The 20,017-nt window shown below is 70.2% G+C and carries 18 protein-coding genes and 1 tRNA gene; 9 read left to right on the top strand and 10 right to left on the bottom strand.

The window, feature by feature from the left end; genetic code table 11:
- Positions 1 to 3: 3 nt before the first annotated feature.
- From K343_RS22555 to K343_RS0116160, 3 genes are all read right to left on the bottom strand, one after another.
- Positions 4 to 315 carry a 2OG-Fe(II) oxygenase family protein gene (locus K343_RS22555; RefSeq protein WP_211226321.1) on the bottom strand — a complete coding sequence of 104 codons (312 nt, stop codon included), beginning with the start codon at positions 313 to 315 and terminating at the stop codon, positions 4 to 6.
- Between the two features lie 79 nt (positions 316 to 394).
- Positions 395 to 982: a lytic transglycosylase domain-containing protein gene (locus tag K343_RS0116155; protein ID WP_245585219.1), complete on the bottom strand. Its 588-nt coding sequence runs from the start codon at positions 980 to 982 to the stop codon at positions 395 to 397.
- Positions 983 to 991: 9 nt separating this feature from the next.
- A complete protein-coding gene (locus K343_RS0116160) occupies positions 992 to 2,695 on the bottom strand; it encodes a proline--tRNA ligase (protein ID WP_028008959.1) in 1,704 nt (567 codons plus the stop codon).
- Between the two features lie 332 nt (positions 2,696 to 3,027).
- Between K343_RS0116160 and K343_RS0116165 the strand changes: the two genes are divergently transcribed.
- Positions 3,028 to 3,360 carry a hypothetical protein gene (locus K343_RS0116165; RefSeq protein WP_211226322.1) on the top strand — a complete coding sequence of 111 codons (333 nt, stop codon included), beginning with the start codon at positions 3,028 to 3,030 and terminating at the stop codon, positions 3,358 to 3,360.
- A gap of 5 nt (positions 3,361 to 3,365) precedes the next feature.
- On the opposite strand, the gene K343_RS0116170 is transcribed toward K343_RS0116165, so the two are convergent.
- A complete protein-coding gene (locus K343_RS0116170) occupies positions 3,366 to 6,377 on the bottom strand; it encodes a toll/interleukin-1 receptor domain-containing protein (protein ID WP_028008961.1) in 3,012 nt (1,003 codons plus the stop codon).
- Positions 6,378 to 6,447: 70 nt separating this feature from the next.
- Between K343_RS0116170 and K343_RS0116175 the strand changes: the two genes are divergently transcribed.
- On the top strand, positions 6,448 to 8,883 hold the full coding sequence (locus K343_RS0116175) for a tetratricopeptide repeat-containing protein (protein ID WP_028008962.1): 2,436 nt from the start codon (positions 6,448 to 6,450) through the stop codon (positions 8,881 to 8,883).
- Positions 8,884 to 8,908: 25 nt separating this feature from the next.
- On the opposite strand, the gene K343_RS0116180 is transcribed toward K343_RS0116175, so the two are convergent.
- The 6 genes from K343_RS0116180 to hemA form a co-directional block, all read right to left on the bottom strand.
- Positions 8,909 to 9,244 (bottom strand): hypothetical protein, encoded by a 336-nt coding sequence (locus K343_RS0116180; protein ID WP_028008963.1) that lies wholly within the window; start codon positions 9,242 to 9,244, stop codon positions 8,909 to 8,911.
- Positions 9,241 to 9,987, bottom strand: coding sequence for a HesA/MoeB/ThiF family protein (locus K343_RS0116185; RefSeq protein ID WP_028008964.1), 747 nt, complete (start codon positions 9,985 to 9,987; stop codon positions 9,241 to 9,243). Before K343_RS0116185 ends, K343_RS0116180 begins: the two co-directional genes overlap by 4 nt.
- Entirely contained in the window at positions 9,984 to 10,814 is an 831-nt protein-coding gene (prmC, locus tag K343_RS0116190) for a peptide chain release factor N(5)-glutamine methyltransferase (RefSeq protein ID WP_028008965.1), read from the bottom strand. Before prmC ends, K343_RS0116185 begins: the two co-directional genes overlap by 4 nt.
- Positions 10,811 to 11,893, bottom strand: a complete 1,083-nt coding sequence (gene prfA, locus K343_RS0116195; protein WP_028008966.1) for a peptide chain release factor 1 — start codon at positions 11,891 to 11,893, stop codon at positions 10,811 to 10,813. The genes prmC and prfA overlap by 4 nt, the downstream gene beginning before the upstream one ends.
- The gene (locus K343_RS24670; RefSeq protein ID WP_154662619.1) at positions 11,890 to 12,063 is read right to left on the bottom strand and encodes a hypothetical protein; all 174 of its coding nucleotides are present in this window, start codon (positions 12,061 to 12,063) and stop codon (positions 11,890 to 11,892) included. Before K343_RS24670 ends, prfA begins: the two co-directional genes overlap by 4 nt.
- Positions 12,064 to 12,363: 300 nt before the next feature.
- Entirely contained in the window at positions 12,364 to 13,626 is a 1,263-nt protein-coding gene (gene hemA, locus K343_RS0116200; RefSeq protein WP_028008967.1) for a glutamyl-tRNA reductase, read from the bottom strand.
- A gap of 145 nt (positions 13,627 to 13,771) precedes the next feature.
- Here hemA and K343_RS0116205 point away from each other — a divergent pair, with 145 nt between their 5' ends.
- The 7 genes from K343_RS0116205 to pth all read left to right on the top strand — a co-directional run bounded on the left by K343_RS0116205 (position 13,772) and on the right by pth (position 19,952).
- Complete coding sequence (locus K343_RS0116205) at positions 13,772 to 15,484, top strand: tetratricopeptide repeat protein (protein WP_028008968.1); 1,713 nt, start codon at positions 13,772 to 13,774, stop codon at positions 15,482 to 15,484.
- 20 nt (positions 15,485 to 15,504) lie between these two features.
- Complete coding sequence (gene lolB / locus K343_RS22560) at positions 15,505 to 16,119, top strand: lipoprotein insertase outer membrane protein LolB (protein WP_051278592.1); 615 nt, start codon at positions 15,505 to 15,507, stop codon at positions 16,117 to 16,119.
- A gap of 68 nt (positions 16,120 to 16,187) precedes the next feature.
- Complete coding sequence (gene ispE / locus K343_RS0116215) at positions 16,188 to 17,057, top strand: 4-(cytidine 5'-diphospho)-2-C-methyl-D-erythritol kinase (RefSeq protein ID WP_028008969.1); 870 nt, start codon at positions 16,188 to 16,190, stop codon at positions 17,055 to 17,057.
- A gap of 93 nt (positions 17,058 to 17,150) precedes the next feature.
- Positions 17,151 to 17,225: transfer RNA gene (locus tag K343_RS0116220), tRNA-Gln, on the top strand.
- Between the two features lie 220 nt (positions 17,226 to 17,445).
- Positions 17,446 to 18,399: a ribose-phosphate diphosphokinase gene (locus K343_RS0116225; RefSeq protein ID WP_028008970.1), complete on the top strand. Its 954-nt coding sequence runs from the start codon at positions 17,446 to 17,448 to the stop codon at positions 18,397 to 18,399.
- A gap of 166 nt (positions 18,400 to 18,565) precedes the next feature.
- On the top strand, positions 18,566 to 19,225 hold the full coding sequence (locus tag K343_RS0116230) for a 50S ribosomal protein L25/general stress protein Ctc (RefSeq protein ID WP_028008971.1): 660 nt from the start codon (positions 18,566 to 18,568) through the stop codon (positions 19,223 to 19,225).
- Between the two features lie 142 nt (positions 19,226 to 19,367).
- Entirely contained in the window at positions 19,368 to 19,952 is a 585-nt protein-coding gene (pth, locus tag K343_RS0116235) for an aminoacyl-tRNA hydrolase (protein ID WP_028008972.1), read from the top strand.
- The last annotated feature ends 65 nt before the right edge of the window (positions 19,953 to 20,017 follow it).

Consider the following 20,017-nt stretch of genomic DNA (forward strand, 5'->3'; position numbering starts at 1 on the left):
CCTTCAGCGCGGCCCGCCCGCGGCCGCGTCTTGGCGCACCCAGCCGATACTGAGCACATAACGCGTGCCGCGACGCACCGGCGTTACGCGCTGCAAGCAGACATCCGGCCGGAACAGCTTGACGCGCCGGCTCGTCCAGATCGGCGCACGGCATTCGAATTCGCCACCCTCGCGGGCGCGCCGCAGCACGATGTTGAGGCGATAGCGGCAACCGGCCGACACCGGATCAACGTGCGGCGGAATTTCCAAACCCGGCGGAAAGCGCGGCAGACAGCCGTCGAACGGCAGCGACCCGTGCCCCTGCACGAGCCGCATCTTGCGTAGCCGGACTGCTGCCGGCCGCGCTGCCAGCGCAGCGCCGTGGCCAGATAGCGGCGCAGCGGCAGCGATGCCATCAGCTGCGATACCAGCGCCGGTTCAGGGCGTTGACGACCAGCATCGGATAGTCCGGCTTGCCGTAGCTGCCGTTGTAGCGGCCGAGCGCGCCGATCAGGTTGCCGCGCTCCTTGTCGAGATAGAACTTGAGAATCGTGCAGCCCATGCGCAGGTTGGTGCGCGCATGGAACAGATTGTCATCCGGCTTGCCGATTTCCTTAAGCCAGAACGGCATGATCTGCATCAGGCCCTGCGCGCCGGCGCTCGACACGGCGTAGCGGTTGAAGCCGCTCTCGACCTCGATCACCGCCAGTACCAGCTCCGGCGCCAGCTTGGCGCGGCGTGCCTCGCTGTGCACGAGGCGCAGCAGTTCCAGGCGCTGGCCGGCATCCGGCATGAAGCGCTGCAGGCGGGCCGACATGTCGACCAGCCAGACCTCGGCATCGAAACGATGTTCGAAGCTGTCGGCGGCGCCGATGTTCTTCGCCAGCAGCGCGCGCAGCTCGGGCTCCGGCTCGCCGGTCGGCCCGGCGTGCACCGGCAGCGCCAGCGTCGCCGCCAGCAGTCCCGCCAGCCACGCCGCTCCGGCCGCGCTTCCCCGCCGCACGCGCGAGGCTCAGGCCGACAGGCGCTCGAGCACGGCGGCGCTGGTCGCCGCGATCATCTCGGCCTTCTCGGCGCGACGATGCTTGTACTCGAACTGCGCATTGGCGAGGCCCTTGTCGCCGATGACGACGCGGTGCGGGATGCCGATCAGCTCGGCGTCGGCGAACATCGAGCCCGGCCGGTTGCCGCGATCGTCGAGCGCGACGTCGATGCCGGCGGCGACGAGATCCTTGTACAAGCCCTCGGCCGCCTCCTTCACCGCCGCCGACTTGTCGCTGCCGATCGGGCAGATGATGACGCGGAACGGCGCGAGCGCGTCCGGCCAGACGATGCCGTTGGCGTCGTGATTCTGTTCGATCACCGCCGCCGCGAGGCGCGTCACGCCGATGCCGTAGCAGCCCATCTCCGGCGTCACCGCCTTGCCTTCGGCGTCGAGCACGCTGACGTTCATCGCCTTCGTGTACTTGGTGCCGAGCTGGAAGATGTGGCCGCCCTCGATGCCGCGGTAGAACTTGATCGTGCCGACGCCGTCCGGGCTCGGATCGCCCTCGGCGATCATGCGCAGGTCGGCGGCCTCCGGCTCGGCGCAGTCGCGGCTCCAGTTCACGCCCGCCAGGTGATGGTCGTTCTCGTTGGCGCCGCAGACGAAGTCGGCGATCTCGGCCGCCGCGTAGTCGGCGATCACCGGAATCGGGCAGCCGACCGGGCCGAGATAACCGACTTCGCAGCCGAACACCTTCAGCACATCTTCCGGCGCCGCCATCGTCAAGGGGCTGGCGATCTTCGGATGCTTGGCCGCCTTGATCTCGTTGAGCTGGTGATCGCCGCGCAGCGCGATGCCGACCAGGCCGCCGTCGGCGCCCTTGACGACCAGCAGCTTGACCTTGTCGGTCAGCGGCACGTTCATGAACTTCGAAACCTGCTCGCAGGTCTTCTGGCCCGGCGTCGCGACCTTCTCGACGCTCTTCGTTGCCGCCGCGCGCGGCGCGCCGCTCGGCCTGGTCTCCGCCGCCTCGACATTGGCCGCGTACGTGCCGCCCTGCGCGACCGCGAGCAGGTCTTCACCGGACTGCGCGAGGATGTGGAACTCCTCCGACATCGCGCCGCCGATGTTGCCGGAGTCGGCCTTCACCGGACGGAACTCGGCGCCCAGCCGCGTGAAGATGCGGATGTAGGCCTCGCGCATGTTCAGGTATTCGCGATGCAGGTCTTCCGCCGTCATGTGGAACGAGTACGCGTCCTTCATCAGGAACTCGCGCGAGCGCATCACGCCGAAGCGCGGCCGGCGCTCGTCACGGAACTTGGTCTGGATCTGATAGAAGTTGACCGGCAGCTGGCGGTAGCTGCGGAAGTCCTGGCGGAAGTGATGGCAGATCACTTCCTCGTGCGTGGGACCGAGGCAGAAATCGTTCTGGTGACGATCCTTGAAGCGCAGCATCTCGGCGCCCATCTGCTCCCAGCGTCCCGACTCCTGCCACAGCTCGGCCGGCTGCACCGACGGCATCAGCAGTTCGAGCGCGCCGGCGCGATTCATCTCCTCGCGCACGATCGCCGCGATCTTGGTCAGCGTGCGCAGACCGATCGGCAGCCAGGTGTACAGGCCGCTGCCGAGCTGGCGGATATAGCCCGCGCGCAGCATCAGCTGATGGCTGACGACCTGCGCGTCGGCCGGCGTCTCTTTGGTCGTGGACAGCGGGAATTGCGAAAGGCGCATGGCGAAATCGTTCGTGTACGGAAGGCGCGGATTGTACCTGCGGGCGCGCCGCCCGGCGCCACATCGCGAACGTACGGACGCTCCGGCACGACGGTCGTACGCGGCACGTCGTGCCCTGCGCGATGCGAGCCGCGGCGCGCACGTGATGCAGCGCTGCGCGCGAGGACTTTGCTTACGTCGCGGCGATACGATAGCTTTCGCTCGCTGTGTGGTGTTGCGAACGCGCGGACTCGACGTTGTGCGGTATCGGCGGCGAAATCGGAGCGGTCGGCATGCACTCAAACAGGACGTTCTGAAGACCACAGTTGCACAACATTCGAGGGAGTTCATCGATGGGTACCGAAACCACGCCGGGACCGGCGAAAGCCGCGCCGACCATGACCGAACCGGCGAAGCCGGCGAAGAAGGTCGCCAAGAAGGCGAAGAAGGTGGCCAAGAAGGCCGTGAAGAAGGTCGCCAAGAAGGCTGCCGCAAAGAAGGCTGCCGCCAAGAAGCCGGCGGCGAAGAAGGTCGCCAAGAAGGCCGTGAAGAAGGTGGCCAAGAAGGCGGCGAAGAAGGTCGCCAAGAAGGCCGCCGCCAAGAAGCCGGCTGCGAAGAAGGCGACGGCGAAGAAGGCCGTGAAGAAGGTGGCCAAGAAGGCCGCCAAGAAGGCGAAGAAGAAGTAAGCGCGCTACGGCGTCGCCTCAAGCGGCGGACCCTCGGGGTCCGCCGCTTTTTTTGTATGCGCCACATGGCATGTGCGCATGTCGATCGGCCGCGGCACCACGGCGGCGTCGGCGACGTGCCAGGCCGAGCGGCAGGCCAGACGCGCGGCGATCGTCGCCGGATCGCGCTGCTCGAGCGCCAGCGGCCACAGGCGCGCGACGCCGTCGCGGCCGCTGCTGAAGATCGCCGCACCGTCCGGCGCGAAACGCGCGCGACGCCACGGCACCAGGCCGTCGTGCGCCATGAAGGAATCCAGCAATTCGCCGCGGCGCGCATCCCAGAGCTTGACGACCCCGTCCTGGCCGGCACTCAGCAGCAAATCGCCCGACGGATCGAAGGCCACCGAATCGACCGACGCGGTGTGGCCGGCCAGCGTGCGCAGGCGGTTGTCGGCCAGACGCCAAAGGCGCGCCGAGTTCGACCAGTCGCCGAGCGCCACCTGCGTGCCCTGCGCATCGAAGGTGCCGACGTTGAAGTAGGCCGAGGACGGATCGTCGAGCCGCTGCAGGATGCGGCCGTCGGTGGCGTCGAGGATGAAGGCCCGCGCGCGCTGCGCCGTCGCCAGCAGCCGCTGGCCGTCGCCGCTGAACGCGAGCACGGTGACGTTGGCGTCGGCATCGTTGTCGATCGGCAGTTCGACCGTCCAGCGCGCGGCGCCGGCCGGCGCATCGTAGAGGCGCACGACGCCGTGCTGGCCGATCGCCAGCAGCGGCGCCACCGGCGAGAACGCCGATGCATGGACCTCGCCGGACTCGTAGCGCAGCAGCGAGGCGCCGCTCGTCGTATCCCAGAGTTGCAGGCCATCGCCTTCGATGTCGGCGGCGAGATAGCGGCCGGAAAGATCGAACTGCAGTGCGGTCGGACGCCCGCCGACCTCGGCATAGCGATGGCGCACGCGCCCCGCCGGCAGCTCGACGAGCGCGACGGCCCGCCCGTATGAACCGGTCGCGAGCAGCGACTGGTCACGGCTCAGCGCGGCGACGCTGAGCACGCCCTCGCCCTGTGCGTAGTCCCCGAGCCGGCGCAGCGGCTGGCGCTGCCAGAGCGTGCCGCCGCCACGCGCCTCGCCGACGAACAGGCGCGCACCGTCGACGCTGAACGCCGCGGCCGGCGCGACATCCGGCGGCGCCGAACCGAGTTCCACCGGCGCCAGGTCCGGCAGCGCCCAGATCACCAGCGCGCCGTCGGCGCCGCCGCTGATCAGCCGCGACGCATCCGCCGCGAAATGGAACGTGTTCGGCGCGCCGAGATGGCCGTCGAGGGTATAGGCCTCCAGCCCTGCGCGGGCGTCGAGGATCGACAGCCGCCCCTCGAGGATCTGGCCGAACTGGCGCCCATCCGGACGCAGCGACACGACGTTGCCCTTGCCGCCGAAGAATTTGCTGGCATAGAGCAAGGCGCCGTTGTGGCCGTCCCAGATGCCGGCGGCGCCGCGCGACAGGCTCAGCAGCCGCGAACCGTCGTTGCTGAAGATCAGATCGGTGACCGACTTGCGATGGCCGGAACTCATCAGCACGTTGCCGGACGAGCCTTCCCAGACGCGCACCGCGCCGCCGACCGTACCGGCGGCGAGCAGCGCGCAGCCGGCGGTCGACGCCAGCATGGTCGGCCGCTCGCGCAGACCTTCATAGCGACGGCGCGGCGCGGCATCGGCGAGGCCGCGCAGTTCGATGAGGCCGTCCTCGCGCGCGGCGAGCAGCAGGTTGGCGTCGCGGCAGAAACGCACGGCGCTGTAGCGGCCTGCGATGCGGCGCTCGGCGCCGCCCGGCGCGGCGATCGTGATCGCCCCGTCCGGCGCGACGAACGCGACGTGGGCGTCGTCGCTCGCCACCGGCGGCAGCACGATGCCGCTGTTTTCGCCGAGCGCGTACTGCGCGAGCGCGGCGCCGCTCGCCGCGTCGTAGAGGCGCAGACGATGCTGCGGCGCATCGCCGTGATGGCTGTCGATCCAGATCAGCCCGCCGCGCGCGCTGTAGGCCGACAGCCAGCTGCGCATCGCTCCCAGCGGCACCTCGTAGCGACGCGCGCCGCTGCGCGCGTCGTAGCCGCGCAGCACGCGATCGAGGCCGACGGCGAAGGCGCGGCTGCCGTCGGGCGACAGGCCGACGTCGATCGGCGGCGACGGCGTGTCGATGCGCAGCTGCTGCGCGTCGACCACCCGCATCGCCCGGCCCAGCAGATAGCGCAGTGCCGGCGTGTCGACGCCGAGCGTGTAGACCTCGTTGAGCAGCGCCGCGGCGCGTGCCTCGTTGTGTGCGAGCAGTTCCTCGCGTCCGCTCTCGTAGAGGCGCGCGATGCGCGCGGTCCGCGCCTGCTCGTCGAGCGCACGCTGCTTCTCGTCCTGTTGCCAGCGCCAGCCGGCGCCGGCGGCGGCGAGCAGGGCCAGCACGCCGACGGCGAGCGCGACCCGCTGCCGGATGCGACGCCGCCGCTCGCGACGCCGCAGTTCGTCATAGCCGACGCCCAGCATGCCGGCGATCAGCTTCAGCACCGCGCCGTCGCGACCGTCGGCCTTGGCGGCGATGTCGGCGGCGAGCGGCTCGGCCGGCTCGCCGGTCATCCGGCCTTCGGCGTCGTAGCGCTGCAGCAGCGCCGGCACGAAGCAGGCGGCGCTGTCGTCGGTCTCGTCGACCTTCAGGCACAGGATGCGCTGCTCGCGACCCAGCTTCTTGAAGGTCTCGACCTCCTGGTTGACCCAGCGCGAGCCCGCAGCGTGCCGCGAACAGACGACGATGAGATAACGCGAATCGCGCAGCGCGCGATTGACGATGCCGCCGAGATCCGCGGAGCTCGGCAGCTCGTCGCGGTCACGGAAGATTGGATTGAGGCGACGCGGGCGCGCGCCGTCGGCGCCGGCCGCGCCGACGAGGCGGCGCGGCACGCGATAGGTCTCGAGCTTGCGATGCAGCCACCGCGCCCACTGCCGGTCGTAGTGGCTGTAGCTGATGAAAGCCCAGTAACGCGCCCCCTGCTGCACCCGCCCCCCGCCTGCCGAAGCTGTCAGAGCGCATCATAATGGGGCTACAGGGAACGGCGAAACGCCAGAGATGGGGATACAGGAAACAGTCGGCATCGCCGGCGTGCCAACGCTGCCGCTGCGCGAATGGCTCGCGGCGCACCGCCGCGCCAGCGGCGGCGCACGCTGCCTGAGCGTCGGCGGTTGCGGCCACTTGCTGCTGAGCCGCAGCGAAGCCCGCCGCGCGCGCCTGCAGCTGACCCGTCACGTGCTGCCGGCCCTGCTGGGCGACGGCGCGACGCGCCTGTCGCTGTTCGTCGGCATGGCGCCCGGCGCCGACATGCTGTTCCTCGATACCGCCGCCGAATGGCTGCGCGCGCACAACATCCCGTTCGAGATGACGGCGCTGCTGCCGGTGCCGATCCCGCATCTGCTGCACGACTGGGTGCTGCGCGCGCAGGACGAACACCGCCAGATCTCGCGCGCCGGCCGGCGCCGCCTCGAAGCCGAGGCCGAGCAACTGCTGCAGTGCTGCTCGGCGGTGGTGCCGCTGTATCCGGACGACGTCGGAGCGGCGACCTTCAGCTCGCGCGCGTTCCGCCAGCACCAGTACCGGCGTCTCGCGGCGATCATCGCCCAGCACGCCGACCATCTCGTCGCGATCCTGCGCCCGTTCGCGTCGGGCGAACCCGGCGGCACGGCCGAGATCGTCGCCTGGCGCCGTACGCCGGCGCGCATCCCGTCCGAGTTGCGCCTGCACGCGGTGCACTGCGCCGAACACGGGCAGCTGCATCTGGTCGACCCGACGCGCGAGGACGCGCCGTCCGAAGGCGCGGCGCCGATCGAGGACGACGAGCTGTCCCGCGTGCTGCGCGCGGCCGAGGCGGCGCGCCGCGTCGGCAATGAGCTGTCGTGCAACGACATCGTCTATCGCGCGCTCAAGGGCGGACTGCGTTCGCGGCGGCTCGACTATCTGCGCATCCAGTCGCTGGCCAACACCGGCAATGTGCAGATGGCGCTCGACCATTACCGCAGCCTCGATCTCGGCGACGAGGAGATCGACGAGGACTGGCTCGCACTGCACGGTCGCCTGGAGAAGGACCTCGCACTCGGCGGCACCGATGCCCAGCAGTACGCGCGTGCCGCACGCGCCTACCTCGTCGCGTTCCGGCGCCACGGCGGCTACTACAGCGCGATCAACGCCGCCTCGATGCTGATGCTCGCCGGCCGCCGCAGCGAAGCGCGGCGTCTGGCGCGACAGGCGCTGCAACGGCTGGCCGCCGAACCGGCGGACGACGAGATCGCGCAGTTCTACCAGCTGGCGACGCGCGCCGAGGCGGCGCTGCTGCTCGACGAAACGGAAGCATGCCGCACGCATCTGTCCGACGCCGACCGGCTGCTGCGTGACGACATCACCCGGCGCAGCCGCACGCGCCTGCAGCTGCGCACGCTGTGCCTGCGCCTGGGTCGCGACCCGGCGCTGATCGACGCGCTGCACCTGCCGCCGGTCGTGCTGCTGCAGCGTGCCGAAACGGCGGACACCAAGCCGGCGACACCAGACCCCGTGCTGCCGACGGCGCTGCGCACGCTGGCCCGCCAGCGCGCGCTGCTGCACCTGGCGCTGTCTTCGCCGCTCGAACTGGCGCTCGGGGAGCAGCTGGCGACGCGCGGCGCGCGCCTCTACCTGACCTTGCCGGCGACGCCGGCCGAGCTGGCGCGCTACTGGCGTCGTGCCGGCAGCGGCGTCACCCATCGCCTGCAGCATCTGCTCGACGCGGCGGACGGCGTCGCCGTGCTGCGGGGCTTTCTCACCGGCGAGCAGCGCTGGGCCGGCACCGAGGCGGCCGCCGCGAGCCGCGGTCTGGCGCGCCTCGGCGCGACGCGGCTCGGCCTGCCGCTGCAGGTTCTCGACTACGCGCCGGCGCCGCGCCTGCGCTGCCGCGCCGGCAGCGACGAGGGCCTCGCGAAGCGGCCGGCCGACGGCGGCTCGGCGCAGCGGCGCATGGTCGGCCTGATCTTCGCGGACTTCGCGAGCTTCCGGCGTCTGCGCGATCCGGTCTTCCCGCGCTACTACCGCGACATCATGCAGTCGCTGGCGCGCGTGCTGGACCGCCGCGGCGGTCAGGTGCTGGTCCGTCAAACCTGGGGCGACGCACTGCACGTCGTCACCGCCGATGCCGCGAGCGCCGCGCACATCGTCGCCGACATCCAGCAGTACATCGAGAAGCGCCGCCTGCGCCACGACGGCGTGCTCGCCGATCTGGAGCTGCGCATCGCCGCGCACTACGCGCCGGCCTACGCCGGCTATGACCCGATCGAGCAGAAGGCGAGCTACTACGGCACGCAGCTGTCGTTCGCGGCGCGCATCGAACCGGTCGTGCCGCCGGGCATGATCTACGTGACCGAGGCTTTCGCCGCCCGCCTGGCGCTGGAAGCGCCGGCCGGCTTCATGCTCGACTACGCCGGCGAGGTCGATCTCGCCAAGCAGTTCGGCACCTACCGCCTCTACGCGCTGCGCCGCACCTGAACGCGCCGGCGCGACACGAGAGGCTTCAGTCGCGGATCTTCAGCACCTGTTCCTGAGCGGCGCCGCCGCTCAGGCGCCAGGCGCGCATTTCGAGCACGCCCTTGGTGTTCAGCGACACGACCAGGCTCAGCTCGCCGTCGCGCAGCTCGCTCGCCGCCGGCACCGCCGCCGCCTGCGGATGCGACCACAGCCGTGCCCACAGCGTCTCGTCGCCGGCGACCGCGTCGCGGCCCGGATGGAAGGCGCGCGGCTCGCCGCCGCGCGCACCGACCACGCCGCGAATCGCCTCGGGCGCCGCGATCTGCGCGGCATGCAGGATGCGGATCGCGAGCGGACGCGGCATCACCAGGACTTCATTCATGTGCTTCTCCCCAGGGTTTTGACGCCGCACACCGGGCACTCCGGGTCGGCGCGCATCAGGTGCGTGCGCCAGTGCCAGTGGCGCGCATCCCAGCTCAGCAGGCGGCCGGCGTCATCGCGCAGGCCGAGCAGCCATTTCATCGCCAGCAACGCCTGCAGGCTGCCGACCGTGCCGACCACCGGGCCGAGAATGCCGGCCTCCTCGCAGGTCTCGGCGGCCTCGCCCTCGTCGGCGTACAGGCAGCGGTAGCACGGGCCGCCGTGGCGCAGGTCGAACAGCGCGAGCTGCCCTTCGAAGCGGATCGCGGCCCCCGACACCAACGGCTTCTTCGCGGCGACGCAGGCGGCGTTGATCGCGTAGCGCGCCGGGAAGTTGTCGGTGCAGTCGAGCACGATGTCAGCCTCGCGCACCGCCGTCAGCCCGGCCTCGCCGGCGCGGGCCTCGACCTCGACGCCGGCATTGAGCGCATGAATCTGGGCGACGGCAGCATCGAGCTTGGCGCGGCCGACGTCGGCCTGCCGGTACAGCAGCTGCCGCTGCAGGTTGCTGAGTTCGACGCGATCGCCATCGCGATCGCAAAGCAGCAGGCGGCCGATACCGGCACCGGCGAGATACGCGGCGGCGATCGAGCCGAGGCCGCCGAGGCCGATCACCAGGACCGTCGAGTCGCGCAGCAGCTGCTGGCCATTGACGCCGACCTCGCGCAGCACCACCTGGCGGCTGTAGCGGGCGAAATCGCTCATCGTCGGCATCCTCCGGTCACGCGCTCGCGGCCTTCGAGGTCGCGGCGCGTCGCAATATCGCCGAAGCCGGCGGCGGCGAACAGGCCGCGCACCGCCTCGCCCTGGTCCCAGCCATGCTCGACGAGCAGCCAGCCGCCCGGGCGCAGGTGCAGGGCGGCGCCGCCGACGATCTCGCGCAGCGCCTGCAGGCCGTCGGCTCCGTCGCTGAGCGCCTGCAGCGGCTCGTGGCGCAGCGCCTCCAGATGCGGGTCCTGGTCGGCGATGTACGGCGGATTGGAGACGATCAGGTCGAAGCGCTCGCCCGCCAGCGGCTGCCACCAGCTGCCTTCGCGCCAGTCGACGTCGGGCCGGCCGGCACGCTGCGCGTTGCGGCGCGCGATGCGCAGCGCCGCTGCCGACACGTCGGTCGCGACGATCCGCGCGTCGCCGCGCTCGACAGCGAGCGCCAGCGCGATCGCACCGCTGCCGGTGCCGAGGTCGGCGACCGCGAACGCGCCCCGCGCCGGAATGCGCTCCAGCGCCCACTCGACCAGCAACTCGGTCTCCGGACGCGGCACCAGCACGTCCGGCGAAACCTCCAGCGTCAGACTCCAGAAACCCTGCGTGCCGCACAGATAAGCGACCGGCTCGCCGCCGCGGCGGCGCTGCAGCAGCGCGTCGAAGCGCGCGACGTCGGCCGCGTCCAGTTCATCGTGCAGGCGCGCGAACAGCTGCGCGCGCGAGCCGCCGAGCACATGTCCGAGCAGCAGCTCGGCGTCGAGGCGCGGGCTGTCGCTGCAGCCGGCGAGCGCGGCCTGCGCCTGCGTCAGGACGGCGCCGAGCTTCACGTTTCGCCGAGTTCGGCGAGCGCCTCGGCCTGTGCCTCGGCGAGCAGCGGCTGGATCACCGGATCGAGGTCGCCGGCGATGACGCGCTCGAGCTGGTACAGCGTCAGGTTGATGCGGTGATCGGTGACGCGCCCCTGCGGGAAGTTGTAGGTGCGGATGCGCTCCGAACGATCGCCCGAACCGACCAGCTTCTTGCGCTCGGCGGCGCGGCTGCTGGCGTTCTTCTCGCGTTCGGCCTCGGACAGGCGCGCCTGCAGCAAAGCCAGCGCCTTGGCCCGGTTCTTGTGCTGCGAACGCTCTTCCTGGCATTCGACGACGACACCGGTCGGCACGTGCGTGACGCGAATCGCCGACTCGGTCTTGTTGACGTGCTGGCCGCCGGCGCCGCTCGAACGGAAGGTGTCGAACTTCAGGTCGGCCGGGTTGATCGTGATCTGCGACTCCTCGACTTCCGGCAGCACCGCGACGGTCGCCGCCGAGGTATGGATGCGGCCCTGCGCCTCGGTCTCCGGCACCCGCTGCACGCGATGCGCGCCCGATTCGTACTTGAGCTGCGAGTACGCGCCGAAGCCGATGATGCGCGAGATGATCTCCTTGAAGCCGCCGTGCTCGCCCTCGCTGGCGCTGAGCACTTCGACCTGCCAGCCGCGGTTTTCTGCGTACTTCGAATACATGCGGAACAGATCGCCGGCGAAGATCGCCGCCTCGTCGCCGCCGGTGCCGGCGCGGATTTCGAGGAACACGTTGTTGTTGTCGAGCGGATCCTTCGGCACGAGGAAGGCGTGCAGCTCGTTCTCGAGCTGGCCGATGCGGTCGCGCACCTGCGGCCATTCGGCGCCGGCCATCTCGCGCAGCTCCGGATCGGGATCGGACTGCATCACCTCCAGATCGGCGAGCGCACGCGTCGCATCGCGGTGCGCGGCGAAGGTCTCGGCCAGCGGCCCGAGCTGCGCGTATTCCTGCGACAGGCGACGGAATTTCTCGTTGTCGGCGATCACGGCGGGGTCGCCGAGTTCGCGGGCGACTTCTTCGCGGCGTTCGGCCATCTGTTCAAGCTTGGCCAGCAGGGACGGTTTCATCGGTGATGCTCGTTCAGTTCGGAAAAGCCGCTCGAAGCTGGCCCGCGGCACGCACACCGCGGGCGCGCGCCGGGGCGGCTTGCCAAGCCCAGGCAAGCCGCCACCGCACCGTCGCGCTCTTCGCGGCGTTCGGCCATCGGTTCGAGCTTGGCCAGCAGGGACGGTTTCATCGGTGATGCTCGTTCAGTTCGGAAAAGCCGCTCGAAGCTGGCCCGCGGCACGCCCCCCGCGGGCGCGCGCCGGGGCGGCTTGCCAAGCCCAGGCAAGCCGCCACCGCACCGTCGCGCTCTTCGCGGCGTTCGGCCATCGGTTCGAGCTTAGCCAGCAGGGACGGTTTCATCGGTGGCAGTCGTTGGGCGCGAGCACGGGCGGCGGGCTCGGATGCGGCAGGGAAGGACGCGACAAAAGAGGCAACGCACGGCCGCTGATCGCAGGCGCCGGCGGCGACGGCGCGAAACGCGGGAGGCCCGCTAAGGCTCGTCGTCCGGCAGTTCGAACAGCTTGCGCGCGGCGTTCAGCAGCAGGGACTGCTCGACGGCGTCCGCCTTGCGCAGCACCTGCGACGGGGCGTGCAGGATCTTGTTGCTGAGCGTGTCGGCGACGAAACCCAGCACGTCCTCGACCGGCTCGCCGGCGGCGAGCTTGCGCCGGGCCTTTTCCAGCACCTCATCGCGGCTGGCGCGGGCGCGGGCGCGCAACTGCTGGATCGTGCCGCCGGCATCGCGCCCTTCGAGCCAGCGCGTGAATTCCTGGGCCTGCGTGGCGATCAGCACCTCGGCCTGACGCGCCGCCTCCTCGCGCAGCTTGAGGTTCTCGGCGATCACCGCGCGCAGGTCGTCGATCGTGTAAAGGTAAATGTCTTCGAGGCCAGCGATCTTCGGGTCGATGTCGCGCGGCACGGCGAGGTCGATCATGAACACCGGCTTGCGCCGCCGCGAGCGCACTGCCCGCGCCATGGCCTCGTACGGCAGCACGAAATCGCGCGCCGCGGTCGACGAAATCACGAGGTCGGCGTCGGGCAGGTAGTTGCCGGCGTCGTTGAGACTGATCGCATAGCCGTGCACCTCGCGCGCGAGCTTCTCGGCGCGTTCGAGCGAGCGGTTGGCGACGACGATGCGGCCGACGCCGTGCTGGTGCAGGTGCTTGGCCACCAGCTGGATCATCTCGCCGGCGCCGATCAGCAGCGCGGTCTGGCCCTTGAGATCGGTGAAGATGCGCCGCGCCATCTGCAGCGCCGCGTAGGCCACCGACACCGGGTGCGCGCCGACCTGGGTCTGCGAGCGCACCAGCTTGGCGACCGAGAATGCGTGCTGGAACAGCCGCGACAGCACCGGGCCGATCGCGCGAACCTCGCTGGCGAGTGCGTACGACTGCTTCATCTGGCCGAGGATCTGCGGCTCGCCAACGATCATCGAGTCGAGCCCGGCGGCGACGCGCAGGCTGTGCGTGACGCTGCCGAGGTCGCGGTGCGCGTAGGCGAACTTCTCGATGTAGCCCTCCGGCGCCTGACGCTCGCGCCGCCACCACTCGAGCAGCAGCGACTCGGATTCGAGGCCGGTGACGGCCATGATCTCGGTGCGATTGCAGGTCGACAGGATCGCCGCTTCGTTGACGTCCGGCAGCGCCCGCAGGCGGGTCATCGCCGCGCCGAGATCCGCCTCGGTGAAGGCAAGCCGTTCGCGCGCCTCGACGGGGGCGCGATGATGGCTGAGACCGAGCGTGACGAGGGCCATTGGCTATCGGATGCAATTTCGGGCGACATTCTACGCTACCGGCGCTGCGCCGCGACGGCCGGCGCCGGGCGGTCGCGACGGGGCGACGTGGAACCGCCGGATGCGCATAATGGTCTACAGCACCTCCCCTGCGTCCCGGTTCCCCATGCGCTTCCGCCTGCTTTCCTGCTGCCCCGCCCTCGGCCTGCTGCTCGTGGCCGGCGGCGTCCACGCCGCCGACCCGGCGCCTTCCGCCGCACCGGCGACGGCCGAGGTCGAACGCGACGCGCCGATGTCCGATGCCGAAGCGCAATTCCACGTGATGGCCGGCGAGATGGCAGCGGCGCGCCACCAGCCGCTGATCGCCGCCCGCGAGTTCCTCGCCGCGCTGCAGGCGGTCGACGACGCCGGCCTCGCCCAGCGCGCGACCGGCCTGGCGCTCGCCGGCCGCGACGAGAACCTGGCGCTGGCCGCCGCGCTGCGCTGGCTGCAGCTCGAACCGAACGCGATGGACGCCCGCGAAGTGATCGCCCGCGTCGCCCTCTCGCGTGGCGACCTGACGACGGCGAGCCAACAGTGCCAGGCGATCATCGAAGGCCACGCCGGCGGCATCGACGAAGGCTTTCGCATTGCCGCCGGCATCCTCTCGCAGGCCGACATGGCGCACGGCGACGCCGCGCTGTCGGTGATCCGCGAGCTGGCCGGTCGCTACCCGAAGAACGTCGGCGCCGCGCACGCCGTGGCGCTGGTGGCGCTGCGCTTCAACCAGCTCGACGTCGCCGAGAGCGCCTCGCTGCAGGCGCTGGCACTCGCACCGAAGAGCCGCGATGAAAAGCTGCTGCGCGTCGGCGTGCTGGTCAAGCGCGGCAAGATCGACGGGGCCAACGCCGTCATCGACACGCTGGTCAAGAAGGAAGAGAAGGCCGACGAGCTGCGCCTGGCCTATGCCAAGCTGCTGCTCGAATCGAACCAGCGCGAACCGGCGCGTACGCAGCTGCAGAAGATCCTGGCCCACACGCCGAACCAGCCGGACGCGATGTTCGCGCTCGGCGTCATGGCCGCCAACGACCAGGACGTCGACACCGCCGAGCGCTATTTCACTGCGCTGCTCGACGGCGATCGCGGCGAGGACGCGGCCCTGCAGCTCGGCCGCCTGCACGAAAGCCGCGGCGACTACGCCGGCGCGCTCGACTACTACGGCCGCGTGCAGCACGGGGCGCAGGCGCTCGACGCCGCGACGCGCCAGAGCGGCGTGCTCGCCAAGATGGGTCGCCTCGACGACGCGCGCCGTCTGCTGGCGCAGCTGCGCGATCGCTTCCCGCAGTTCGCGATACGTTTCACGCTGGCCGAATCGGAGCTGCTGCTCAATGCGCAGCGCTACGACGATGCGCTGACGCTGCTCGACGGCGCCGTGCAGGACGCGCCCGACAACGTCGACCTGCTCTACAGCCGCTCGCTGGTTTACGAACGTCTCGGCAAGATCGACGCCGCCGAGAAGGATCTGCGGGCGGCGCTGGCCGCCGATCCGGACGATGCCCGCTCGCTGAACGCGCTCGGCTACATGCTGGCAGTGCACACCCAGCGCCTCGACGAGGCGCACGATCTGGTCGGCCGCGCGCTGACGCTCGACCCCGACGATGCCGCGATCATCGACAGCATGGGCTGGGTCGAATTCAAGCGCGGCAACACCGAGCTCGCCAGCCAGCTGCTGAAGCGTGCCTTCGCCGAGTTCCCCGATCCCGAAGTCGCCGCGCATCTCGGCGAGGTGCTGTGGACGCTGGGCCGCAAGGACGAGGCGCGCAGCGTCTGGAACAAGGCCCTGCGCGACAGCCCTGAGCACCCGGTGCTGAAGGAAACCGTGCAGCGCCTGACGAAGTAGCCGGCGCCACCTCTGCCGCCGTGAGAAAGGCCCTCGTCCTGCTCAGCGCCGCGCTGCTGCTCGGCGGCTGCGCGAGCCTGCCGCCGCCGCTCGCCGACCAGACGGCCGCGGCGGCGAAGTGGCGCCAGCACTATGCGCAAGTCGCGGCGATCGAATCGTTCAGCCTGCTCGGGCGCGCCGCGTCCGGCGGCGGCGTGGGCGTCAAGGCCGATCTGCGCTGGCGCCAGTTCGACGACGGCCGTTTCGACGTGCGCCTCGCCGGCCCGTTCGGCGCCGGCGCCATCTCGATCAGTGGCACCGAACGCGAGGTCGAGATCCGCACCAAGGACGGCATCGAGTACACGGCCGACCCCGAAGGCTGGCTGCTGCAGCGCGCCGGCTGGACGTTTCCGGTGCGCGGCCTGCGCTGGTGGGCGCGCGGCCTGCCGTCACCGGAGACGCCGGCCCAGCCGCTGTTCGACGCCGACGGACGGCTCGCCGAACTGCAGCAGGGCGGCTGGACTTTCCGCTACACGGAATATCAAGATGTCGACGGTATTGCCTTGCCGCGCCGCTTCGAGGCGAGCAGCTCCGCGATCACCCTGAAGCTGATCGTCGACCGCTGGGACACTCACCCGCCGGTCGCCGGCTCTTGATACCCGCGTTCCCCACTCAACCGAACATCGGCGCGCCGTCTGCGTCGATGCGGCGATCCCCTTTCTTTATGCAAAACACTTCGCAAGGCTCCTTCACCGCAACGTTCCCCTGGCCCGCGCCGGCGAAGCTGAACCTTTTCCTGCACGTCACCGGTCGTCGCGCCGACGGCTATCACGAGCTGCAGACGCTGTTCCAGTTCCTCGATTTCGGCGACAGCCTTTACGTCACGCCGCGCGGTGACGGCACCTTCGTGCGCAGCGGCGGCCCGGAAGGCGTGAGCGAAGCCGACGATCTCGTGCTGCGCGCCGCGCGCGCGATCCGGCAGGCCTCCGGCGCCAATCTCGGTGCCGAGATCCGCGTCGAGAAGCGCATCCCGATGGGCGCCGGCCTCGGCGGCGGCTCCAGCGACGCGGCGACCACGCTGGTCGCGCTCAACCGCCTGTGGAATCTCGGTCTGCCGGCCGACGAGCTGGCGCAGATCGGCCTGTCGCTCGGCGCCGACGTGCCGGTGTTCGTGCGCGGCATCGCCGCCTGGGCCGAGGGCGTCGGTGAGCGCCTGACGCCGGTCATCGTCGACGAGCCCTGGTTCCTGATCGTGGTGCCGCCGGTCAACGTCAGCACCGCCGAGATCTTCGCCGCGCCGGAGCTGCCGCGCGCGCATCCGCGCATCGATCTGGCCGACTACCGCGCCGGGCGCGCGGGCAACGACTGCGAAGCCGTCACCGCCGCGCGCTATCCGCTGGTCGCGCAGGCGCTGGCCTGGCTGCGCACGCACGCGCCGGCGCAGATGTCGGGCACCGGCGCCGCCGTGTTCGCGGCCTTCGACACGCGCGAGCGCGCCCAGGCGGTCGCGACCAGCGCGCCGGACGGCTGGCACACGATCGTCGCACGCGGACGCAACCGTTCGCCGCTGCTCGACGCCGTCGCCCGCTCGTGACGGCGAGCCCGGTGAAATCCGTGGCCGCCGGCCGGCACGCATCCGATATAATGCGCGCCTTCCGCAAGCCGGACCCCGGCTTCGGGTTTTCACTGGGGCGTCGCCAAGTGGTAAGGCAGCGGGTTTTGATCCCGCCATTCGGTGGTTCGAGTCCATCCGCCCCAGCCAGATACGTCATGAGGCCGCAGCAGAAACCGATGTTGAACCTGGCCACCGGGCTGACATCGCTTCCGCGCGCTCTCCCGCTTCGCCGCCAAATCGGCGCAGGCCGCGTACCGCGCCCGTTCGGGCCGGATCGCGCCGTCGCCGGCCCGGTTGCGAAGCTTTTCGTTTTTTCGACACCGCTTCAATGATCCGCAGCACCACGGGAACGATCGCAGGCGCACGCATGGCCGAATCCAAGCTGATGCTCTTCTCGGGCAACGCAAACCCGAAGCTCTCTCAGGACATCGCCGGGTATCTGAAGACCTCGCTCGGACAAGCGATGGTCGGCAAGTTCTCCGACGGCGAGATCCAGATCGAGATCCTGGAAAACGTGCGTGGCAAGGACGTTTTCGTCGTGCAGCCGACCTGCGCGCCGACCAACGACAATGTCATGGAGCTGCTGATGCTGCTCGATGCGCTGAAGCGCTCGTCGGCCGGCCGCGTCACCGCGGTGATCCCGTACTTCGGCTACGCCCGCCAGGATCGCCGCCCGCGCAGCGCGCGCGTGCCGATCTCGGCCAAGGTGGTCGCCGACATGATCGGTGAATGCGGCGCCGACCGTGTGCTGACGGTCGACCTGCATGCCGACCAGATCCAGGGCTTCTTCGACATCCCAGTCGACAACGTCTACGCCAGTCCGGTGCTGCTCGGCGAGATCTGGCGCCGCAAGTACGAGAATCTGATCGTCGTCGCGCCCGACGTCGGCGGTGTGGTGCGTGCCCGCGCGGTCGCCAAGCGCCTCGACGACGCCGAGCTGGCGATCATCGACAAGCGCCGCCCGAAGCCGAACGAGTCGCGCGTGATGAACATCATCGGCGACGTCGAAGGCAAGACCTGCGTGGTCGTCGATGACCTCGTCGACACCGCCGGCACGCTGTGCAAGGCCGCCGCCGCACTGAAGGAAGAAGGCGCGATCAAGGTCGTCGCCTACGTCACGCACGCGGTGCTGTCCGGCCCGGCGATCACCAACATCAGCAACTCCGCGCTCGACGAAATGGTCGTCACCGACACCATTCCGCTGACCCCGGCCGCGCTGGCCTGCCCGAAGATCCGCCAGCTGTCGATCGGCGGCCTGCTCGCCGAAACGATCCGCCGCATCTCCGCCGAGGAATCGGTCAGCTCGCTGTACGTCGACTAAGACGCGCCCGGCGCCGTCCGCTTCGCCGCCGCGCGAAGCGGAGCGCCGGCCGAAACGGTCCGGCCGGCCCGGCGTCGGACCGGGCAATTTTTCCCCGCTTTCTGTACAATCCGCGCCCCTGCCGCCTGGTCGCGGGCGGCAGCCTATTGTTTTTTCGGAGTTCTCCATGAAAGAAAACTTTGTTGTGAATGCCGAGCCGCGCAACGATCAGGGCAAGGGTGCGAGCCGCCGCCTGCGTCGCGAGGGCAAGGTGCCGGCCATCATCTACGGCGGCGCCGATGCGCCGATCTCGGTCACCGTGTCCGGCAACGAGATGTTCAAGCATCTCAAGGTCGAGGCGTTCTACTCGCACCTGCTGACGGTGAAGATCGGTGCCGACAGCCATCAGGTCGTGCTCAAGGACCTGCAGCGCCACCCGGTCAGCGGCTATGCGATTCACGCCGACTTCCAGCGCGTGCTCGCCGACAAGCCGCTGCGCATGCACGTGCCGCTGCACTTCAAGGGCGCCGACATCGCGCCGGGCGTCAAGACCGGCGGCGGCATCGTCGAGCACCAGCTCAACCAGGTCGAAGTCGAGTGCCTGCCGGCGCTGCTGCCGGAGTTCTTCGAGGTCGACCTGTCGAACCTGAACGTCAACGAGTCGATCCACCTCTCGCAGCTGACGCTGCCGGAAGGCGTTTCCCTCGTGCAGCTCAAGCACGGCAACGACCAGTCGATCGTCGCGATCCATCTGCCGCGCTCGGCGTTCGAGGAAGAAGCTCCCGCCGCGCCGGCCGCCGAGGCTGCGGCCGCCGACGCCGGCAAGAAGGACGAGAAGAAGAAGTAACGCCGCGGGCCGCGTTCCCGCCCCCGCGCGCGGCGCGGAGGCCGGTGCCGCGCCGCAACAGCGACTTCTTCTGTCGAAGCGAAAACCGCTCGTCCGCATGGGACGGGCGGTTTTTCTTTGAACGGCTACATTCGAGCGAGGCATGTCCGCTTCCGAACTCCACGCCATCGTCGGCCTCGGCAATCCGGGCGCCGAATACGAACGGACCCGGCACAACGCCGGCTTCTGGTTCGTCGACCAGCTGGCCGACGCCGCGCGCACGCCGTTCCGCGCCGAATCGAAGTTCCATGGTCAGCTCGCGCGCATCAAGCTCGCCGGTCACGACGTGCTGCTGCTCAAGCCGGGGACCTACATGAACCGCAGCGGCCAGGCGGTACAGGCGCTCGCGCAGTTCTACAAGCTGGCCCCGACTTCGATCCTGGTCGCGCACGACGAGCTCGACCTGCCGGCGGGCACGGTGCGACTGAAGTCGGGCGGTGGCCACGGCGGCCACAACGGCCTGCGCGACATTCACAAGGCGCTCGGCGAAAGCTATCTGCGCCTGCGCATCGGCATCGGCCATCCGGGCGACAAGAGCCTGGTACTGAACTACGTGCTGGGCCGGCCGAGTCGCGACGACGACGTCGCGATCCATGACGCGCTGATCAGCGCATCGGCCGCGGTCGAAACCTGGCTGTCGCGCGGCTGGGAACGCGCGCTGACCGAGTTGCACACGGCAAAGAAATGAACCGCCCTCTCTTCGCTTGCGGCGAGAGGCTCGGGGCGACGGGGCGCAGGCCTCGCAACCCCTCC

The organism is Solimonas flava DSM 18980 (genome assembly GCF_000426685.1).
Classification (GTDB): domain Bacteria; phylum Pseudomonadota; class Gammaproteobacteria; order Nevskiales; family Nevskiaceae; genus Solimonas; species Solimonas flava.

Excerpts from the sequence above, each read along its gene's own strand:
- K343_RS22555 (WP_211226321.1), bottom strand. The coding sequence starts at position 315 with ATGCGGCTCGTGCAGGGGCACGGGTCGCTGCCGTTCGACGGCTGTCTG.
- K343_RS0116160 (WP_028008959.1), bottom strand. The coding sequence starts at position 2,695 with ATGCGCCTTTCGCAATTCCCGCTGTCCACGACCAAAGAGACGCCGGCC.
- K343_RS0116165 (WP_211226322.1), top strand. The coding sequence starts at position 3,028 with ATGGGTACCGAAACCACGCCGGGACCGGCGAAAGCCGCGCCGACCATG.
- K343_RS0116175 (WP_028008962.1), top strand. The coding sequence starts at position 6,448 with ATGGGGATACAGGAAACAGTCGGCATCGCCGGCGTGCCAACGCTGCCG.
- K343_RS0116180 (WP_028008963.1), bottom strand. The coding sequence starts at position 9,244 with ATGAATGAAGTCCTGGTGATGCCGCGTCCGCTCGCGATCCGCATCCTG.
- K343_RS0116185 (WP_028008964.1), bottom strand. The coding sequence starts at position 9,987 with ATGAGCGATTTCGCCCGCTACAGCCGCCAGGTGGTGCTGCGCGAGGTC.
- prfA (WP_028008966.1), bottom strand. The coding sequence starts at position 11,893 with ATGAAACCGTCCCTGCTGGCCAAGCTTGAACAGATGGCCGAACGCCGC.
- K343_RS24670 (WP_154662619.1), bottom strand. The coding sequence starts at position 12,063 with ATGAAACCGTCCCTGCTGGCCAAGCTCGAACCGATGGCCGAACGCCGC.
- hemA (WP_028008967.1), bottom strand. The coding sequence starts at position 13,626 with ATGGCCCTCGTCACGCTCGGTCTCAGCCATCATCGCGCCCCCGTCGAG.
- K343_RS0116205 (WP_028008968.1), top strand. The coding sequence starts at position 13,772 with ATGCGCTTCCGCCTGCTTTCCTGCTGCCCCGCCCTCGGCCTGCTGCTC.
- ispE (WP_028008969.1), top strand. The coding sequence starts at position 16,188 with ATGCAAAACACTTCGCAAGGCTCCTTCACCGCAACGTTCCCCTGGCCC.
- K343_RS0116225 (WP_028008970.1), top strand. The coding sequence starts at position 17,446 with ATGGCCGAATCCAAGCTGATGCTCTTCTCGGGCAACGCAAACCCGAAG.
- K343_RS0116230 (WP_028008971.1), top strand. The coding sequence starts at position 18,566 with ATGAAAGAAAACTTTGTTGTGAATGCCGAGCCGCGCAACGATCAGGGC.
- pth (WP_028008972.1), top strand. The coding sequence starts at position 19,368 with ATGTCCGCTTCCGAACTCCACGCCATCGTCGGCCTCGGCAATCCGGGC.